The organism is Zoogloea dura (genome assembly GCF_012927165.1).
GTDB lineage: Bacteria > Pseudomonadota > Gammaproteobacteria > Burkholderiales > Rhodocyclaceae > Zoogloea > Zoogloea dura.
Map to the genome: position 1 here is coordinate 1 of NZ_JABBGA010000059.1, position 5,321 is coordinate 5,321.

Consider the following 5,321-nt stretch of genomic DNA (forward strand, 5'->3'; position numbering starts at 1 on the left):
CCGGCTTCGTCCAGTGGTACAACGTCGATCATCGTCACAGCGGTATCCGCTACGTCAGTCCGGCCCAGCGCCATGCCGGTGAGGATCAGGCGATTCTGGCTGCCAGGCATGCTCTTTACACCGAGGCTCGCGAACTCAACCCGGCGCGTTGGTCCGGCAATACGCGCAACTGGTCGCCCATTGGCGCAGTCACGCTCAACCCGGAACGTGAGTCCGTCATAAAGACGCATTTGCCTGACGTGAATACTCAACAGTTGGCTGCATGACCGAGGCGACAACTACCTTGACGCGCGCCGGGCATGAAGGAGATTGCCGCTCTGAGGCTCGAACGTGCCCGGCGTATCCACACCCAGCGGCTCAAGGACAAGAACAAGCTCTACGTGCGTATTCCACCACAACCCAGCCACCCATAACGATCGAAAACCTCCACCTGTAACGATACTAAACCAGGCCATCCGTTCCATCGGCAAAGGCGCCACCCTTTCCAATAAAAACCCGCCAAGTCGGCGGGCTCTGCGTTCCGTTATCCGTTCAGGCTTTCATATACTGGATGCGTCGTTCTTTCTCTTAAGCCGACGCATGGAGTCCCCCTTGAGGTCTAGCCGATGTGCTCCGCTTACTAGTCGATCCAGAATCGCATCAGCCATCGTCGGATTGCCTCCACTCAAATAGTCATGCCACCGATCCACTGGCAACTGACTTGTGATCAACGTTGAGCGATGTCCGGTGCGCTGTTCAATTACCTCTAGTAAATCATTACGCCCAATAGCGTTCAGCACTGAAATTCCAAAGTCATCGAGGATTAACAAATCCACTTTGGCCAGCGCGCTCAGACGTTTGCAGAAACTCCCATCTCCGTGAGATATGGCCAGTTCCTCAAGGAGAAGCGGCAACCGAACGAACGTCACCGTCAGCCCCTGCCTGCAGGCTTGATTCCCTAGGGCTGCGACGCACAACGCGTAGGCCGCTAGCAGCATGAGACCTCGACCGCGGCTGATGAGCAGACTCCGCCCCGAGACCAGCAGTAGCGAGGAGAGCACCCCCATGCCCAGTGCGACCGCTACCTCAGCAGGCCTTGCGGTGACGGGATGGATGGTCGCGGCAAGACCAACTATCGCCATCCATTGAAAATGGTTGCTGCCCAGTATGCGCGGGAAGATACTGTAGTATCGGATGGGTTACTGGTGCGTCCCCCGGGCGCTGATTTCACGGCAACGGAGATGGCCTTGGAACCCGACATGATGGCGTTGGCGAGAAGCCTGAACCAAGCTTCGCAGGGGGAGCGTGTGCGCCTCATCCGTAACGGAGTGGCGGCCTCCCGTATCCTGGAGCTAGTGGAGGCGATGCATGTCTCGCGCGAACGCCTGCTGGGCATGCTTAACCTGCCTGATGCATCCGTCAAACGGAAGATACGTCAACGCGCAATGCTCTCTCAGGAGCAATCTGAGCGTGTGCTCGGGCTACTCCGTCTGATCGGCCAGGTTGCTGTCATGGTGGAACACTCGGGAGATCCAAAGGAGTTTGACGCGGCCCGATGGGTTGGCGATTGGATTGAGCGACCTATCCCTGCCTTGGGAGGGAGCAGGCCAGCAGACTACATGGAGACGCTTGTGGGGCAGACGATTGTTTCCCAGTTGTTGGCACAGTCGCAGGCCGCGGTATTTGCGTGAAGTTCGGACAGGCCCTCATCCAGACCCTGCCAGGTAACGTGGAAACCGGGATCAGCAGAAGCTGATCTTCAATTGCCACTCGATCTGACGTCGAGCCGTGGCAATCACATCCAGATAAGACAAAACGCGAACATTGGGCTCAAGATCTTTCTGTGGGAAATCCGGAGAACGCTTGCCACCCATCACCAGCACGTCGATGGGCTTGTTCATCACCTTGTTCAAGTCATGGCGATATCCGGTTGCCTGCTGATAGTCATCAAAATTCAGGGGATGCTTTGGACGCTTGAATTCGATCAGCAGCGCAGCCCCATCTAGGTTTTCGTTCAGCAAGAGATCAGGGCGATCTTTTGAACGTTGTCCCGTAAATTTCTTGTCGAGGTAGTCCTCAGATTGACGGGTAAGCGTCTTGTTCGAGCTGAACAGACTGTATTGCGCACCGAGCAGCCAGAGATTCTTTTCTATGGCTTTGTGCATTTGCACTTCTAGCGTCTTCGGGTCGTGCGCGAGTGCCTCAAGCTTGTCCAGAAAAGCATGCCGTGCCTTGGCTTGTTCGACGAGGTGAGCCAAATCAGCCAGGCCGAAATCTGCCAACGCTTCAGCCACCGCAACAACATCACTGCGCTCGGCTTCCGCGAGGTGACGAAGAACCGTCCCGTAGTCGGCGTTTTCAATCGCCTCAAGCAGGACGAAGATGTACGGTTCTACCTTTTCCGGCGCATCTCCGTAAAAGCGATCCAGCACTTTTTCGATTGCGCGCTGCGCGTACTCCCTTCGGTATTCCGGCAGTTCGGCCAGTCGCTCATGAACCGTGCGCTTTAAACGCGCTTGAGCCAGTTGAATATCGCGCCTATAGCGCGTTTCGAATGCGGATATAAGCGTAGGCTGCACAGCATCGATCAGCTTAGCCAGCAATTCGCTGTTCTCGATGATGCTGTCCCAGCCAGTCGTGACGTGCTCATGCAAGCCGTCTGCATCGATCTCGCCGTAAAGCTTCTTCAAGAGCTTTTGCGGGAAATCGTGACGCTCATCCAGACCAAAGAACGAAGGCTTGCCGATGGTCTTGCCATCCACCTTCAGCACAATTCCCGGCGCACGCGATACCGATTTGTTCTCGGCAATCGAAAAACGCACGCGAACATCGCCTACGCCATCAACCTGGAACGAGGCGTCCTGATAGCTCCCATCGACATCATCAACACCCAGTGGTTTGTCATTAACGCAAATGACAATCCCGGACTCACGGCCATACTCCTGCAGCAGAATCTGCCGGAATTTCCTGGGGTCGGGGATCGCGAAACCCGCGTGCAAACCGCTTAGAACGATTCGTGTACCGTGCCTTTCTTGCGAGCATTGCTCAGACGCGATTTCGATGGGGAGCTTTTCTATATCTTCTACACCCGCAAGGTCTACCAAGCGAAGATCGAAACTGCTCTTTACTCCGCGAGCCCAAGTCTCGAGACGCATCTCAGAGGCTGCCATCAGGCCCGCGAACTTCCCGACCCCCTTCCTGCCCTTGACTCGCCGCGCCTTCCCGGCAGTCCGCTCTCCACGAGCGATTCGTCTGTCTGCGGCAATAGTCAGGTAGTGACGACGGACCTCTGCTTCGGTCATGCCGGTACCGTCATCCACGATCTCTATTGGTGTGTCTGCTAGTGGCTCGGGCAAAGAGATACGCACAAAATCCGCGTCGGCATCCCAGGCATTGTCGACCAACTCCTTCAGTGCCTTCTCGGAAGATGAGTACTCCTGACTGAGCAAATGAGCCAGTCGGGAGCTGACCTGAAATCTTGCGGACCGCTTTGCCATGAAAATCTCTTTGCTGTGAGTTCTTCAAAGTTGAAGTCAATGTTGTCAGACACCAACCCATTCACCGACGACACAGCCATTTAAGTACTGCGTCCATCGGGCTTGCCAGACGTTTGCCAGCATGAGGGAAACCTCATCTTCCTGAGCGGCTCCTTCTCCGGCTGCATCAAGCCCCACCCCGAAACGAACGCCGCCATGATTCGTCATCAAAAACCGGTTGTGCATGGGATCGTCATCTGGTCGCATAATCAATCGGACACGGATGTCTTTAGGCAGGCTTTTCGGCAAATGCCGGTCGGCTCGTTCGAGTAGCGCTGCGGGGCTCACCTCGCTATCCCGGAAAATCTCGATCAATGTTCCTGGTCGCAGGCGCTGAATAAACTGCAGGAACGGCTCACGAAAGCGGCTGTGCATCAGGTCGAAATGAGGATCAACCAACTTGACGTGGCTTGCCGTCTTGAGGAGGAAGTCGCAAGCGTTGGCCATCACAGCGGGATCGCGCTTGATGATCTGCTCGCGCGTATGCGCCAAGCACTGGTGATTGCCGTCGAAATCATCGATGGGCACGAACCCCGGCATGTTAACTTCAGCCAGACTGAGGATGTAGTCGAACGGCCGGCGTTTGTGCTCATTCAGCGCCTGCTCCAGCCATTCACCATTTGCTCCGGGGCGCGACATTGCCATCAGGATGCCTTTGGGTAGCGTTCTGAGCCGCTCCTCAATGCGCTTTAGCTCTACTCCACCAGAATGTGCGCTTTGCGCCGCTGCGTACACCAAGCGCTTCCACGTGCTGGGGAACTCTGAAATGACCCGCCCTTCCCAAACCCCGAATTTTTCGATGACGTAGCTGAAATCGCGGTAGCTACTGACGATGGCCTTCGGCTCGACGGCGAATTCCTTGATCATCAGAAGAGCTCCGGGCCGCGTTCTTCGAAGAAGCCTTTCGGCCACGGGGTATCGAAATCGCCTTCGGAATTCACCGGTAGGCGCGTGGCGATGATGTGGCCGTTTTCGTTGGCGAGGTAATACACGCCGAGCAGATCAGGGTTGATGTGTTCGGTGTTGCCTTCTTGGGCAGCTTCACGGATGCGGCGCAGCAGGCGCAGGATCAAGTGTTCGCTGTGGGTTTCGAGCAGGAAGCTGAGACCTCGCTCGATGGCGCCGTTGATGAAGAGGTCACCGAGACCCACTTGCACCGCCGGGTGGACGTGGAGTTCGGGTTGCTCGATGGATACGATGCTGGCGCGGTCATCCTGCGCGGCGACCACGACGGGCAGCACCTGCGAGATGCCGACACCCACATCCAGCGCCTGATGCGTCAGGCCGACCTGATCGACGAGGGAAATGCGCGGTTTGACCCGGCCAAGTGGGGCGCCGGTGTTGTAGTCGATTTCCTGCACTTCGGTGCGCACTAGGCCGTAGCCGGAATTTAGGCGATCTACATCCTGCATCCAGTGGCTGCAGCGTTCGACCGTCTCCTGCGGGCGGGTGAGCAAAGCCTCCCAGGCGGCCATACCGTCGGACCATGCTGCGTCGTTTCTTGTGAGTGTCACTGACCGGCACAATAGAGCCACCGATGATCGGCATATAGGAGCCAGTTTGAATAGGCTCTGACGAACGTCTTCGGGGGTTCAAGGTTGGTTGTTTTTCGGGGTGCTGGCAAGTGCTGTTTTGGCCTTGTTTGGACCCTGTCGAGGGGCCCGGTAGGAGGCCCCGTCAAGGGTCAGGCAATAGGCGTTGTGGCGCAGCCGATCGACGGTGGCCGAAGCGAGCAGCCGGTTGCCCGGGAAGGCCTGGTCCCACTCGGTGAAGTCGAGGTTGCTGGTGACGATGGTGGCGGCCTGC

General features: G+C 56.9%; 6 protein-coding genes and 1 pseudogene. 2 read left to right on the top strand and 5 right to left on the bottom strand.

The window, feature by feature from the left end:
- Positions 1-266, top strand: a pseudogene (locus tag HHL15_RS25830) (IS3-like element ISAzo10 family transposase); the annotation flags it as partial.
- A gap of 273 nt (positions 267-539) precedes the next feature.
- Here the strand turns inward: HHL15_RS25830 and HHL15_RS25835 are convergent.
- Positions 540-1,121 carry an ATP-binding protein gene (locus tag HHL15_RS25835; protein WP_206198979.1) on the bottom strand — a complete coding sequence of 194 codons (582 nt, stop codon included), beginning with the start codon at positions 1,119-1,121 and terminating at the stop codon, positions 540-542.
- Here HHL15_RS25835 and HHL15_RS26700 point away from each other — a divergent pair.
- On the top strand, positions 1,089-1,670 hold the full coding sequence (locus tag HHL15_RS26700; protein ID WP_169148651.1) for an antitoxin Xre-like helix-turn-helix domain-containing protein: 582 nt from the start codon (positions 1,089-1,091) through the stop codon (positions 1,668-1,670). The genes HHL15_RS25835 and HHL15_RS26700 overlap by 33 nt on opposite strands.
- A gap of 51 nt (positions 1,671-1,721) precedes the next feature.
- On the opposite strand, the gene HHL15_RS25845 is transcribed toward HHL15_RS26700, so the two are convergent.
- The 4 genes from HHL15_RS25845 to HHL15_RS25860 form a co-directional block, all read right to left on the bottom strand.
- Positions 1,722-3,476 carry an ATP-binding protein gene (locus HHL15_RS25845; protein WP_169148652.1) on the bottom strand — a complete coding sequence of 585 codons (1,755 nt, stop codon included), beginning with the start codon at positions 3,474-3,476 and terminating at the stop codon, positions 1,722-1,724.
- 45 nt (positions 3,477-3,521) lie between these two features.
- Entirely contained in the window at positions 3,522-4,382 is an 861-nt protein-coding gene (locus HHL15_RS25850; protein ID WP_169148653.1) for a hypothetical protein, read from the bottom strand.
- Positions 4,382-4,990 carry an AAA family ATPase gene (locus HHL15_RS25855; RefSeq protein ID WP_169148654.1) on the bottom strand — a complete coding sequence of 203 codons (609 nt, stop codon included), beginning with the start codon at positions 4,988-4,990 and terminating at the stop codon, positions 4,382-4,384. The genes HHL15_RS25850 and HHL15_RS25855 overlap by 1 nt, the downstream gene beginning before the upstream one ends.
- 117 nt (positions 4,991-5,107) lie before the next feature.
- Positions 5,108-5,321: ATP-binding protein (locus HHL15_RS25860; RefSeq protein WP_169147169.1), on the bottom strand; the 214-nt coding region annotated here is incomplete at its 5' end.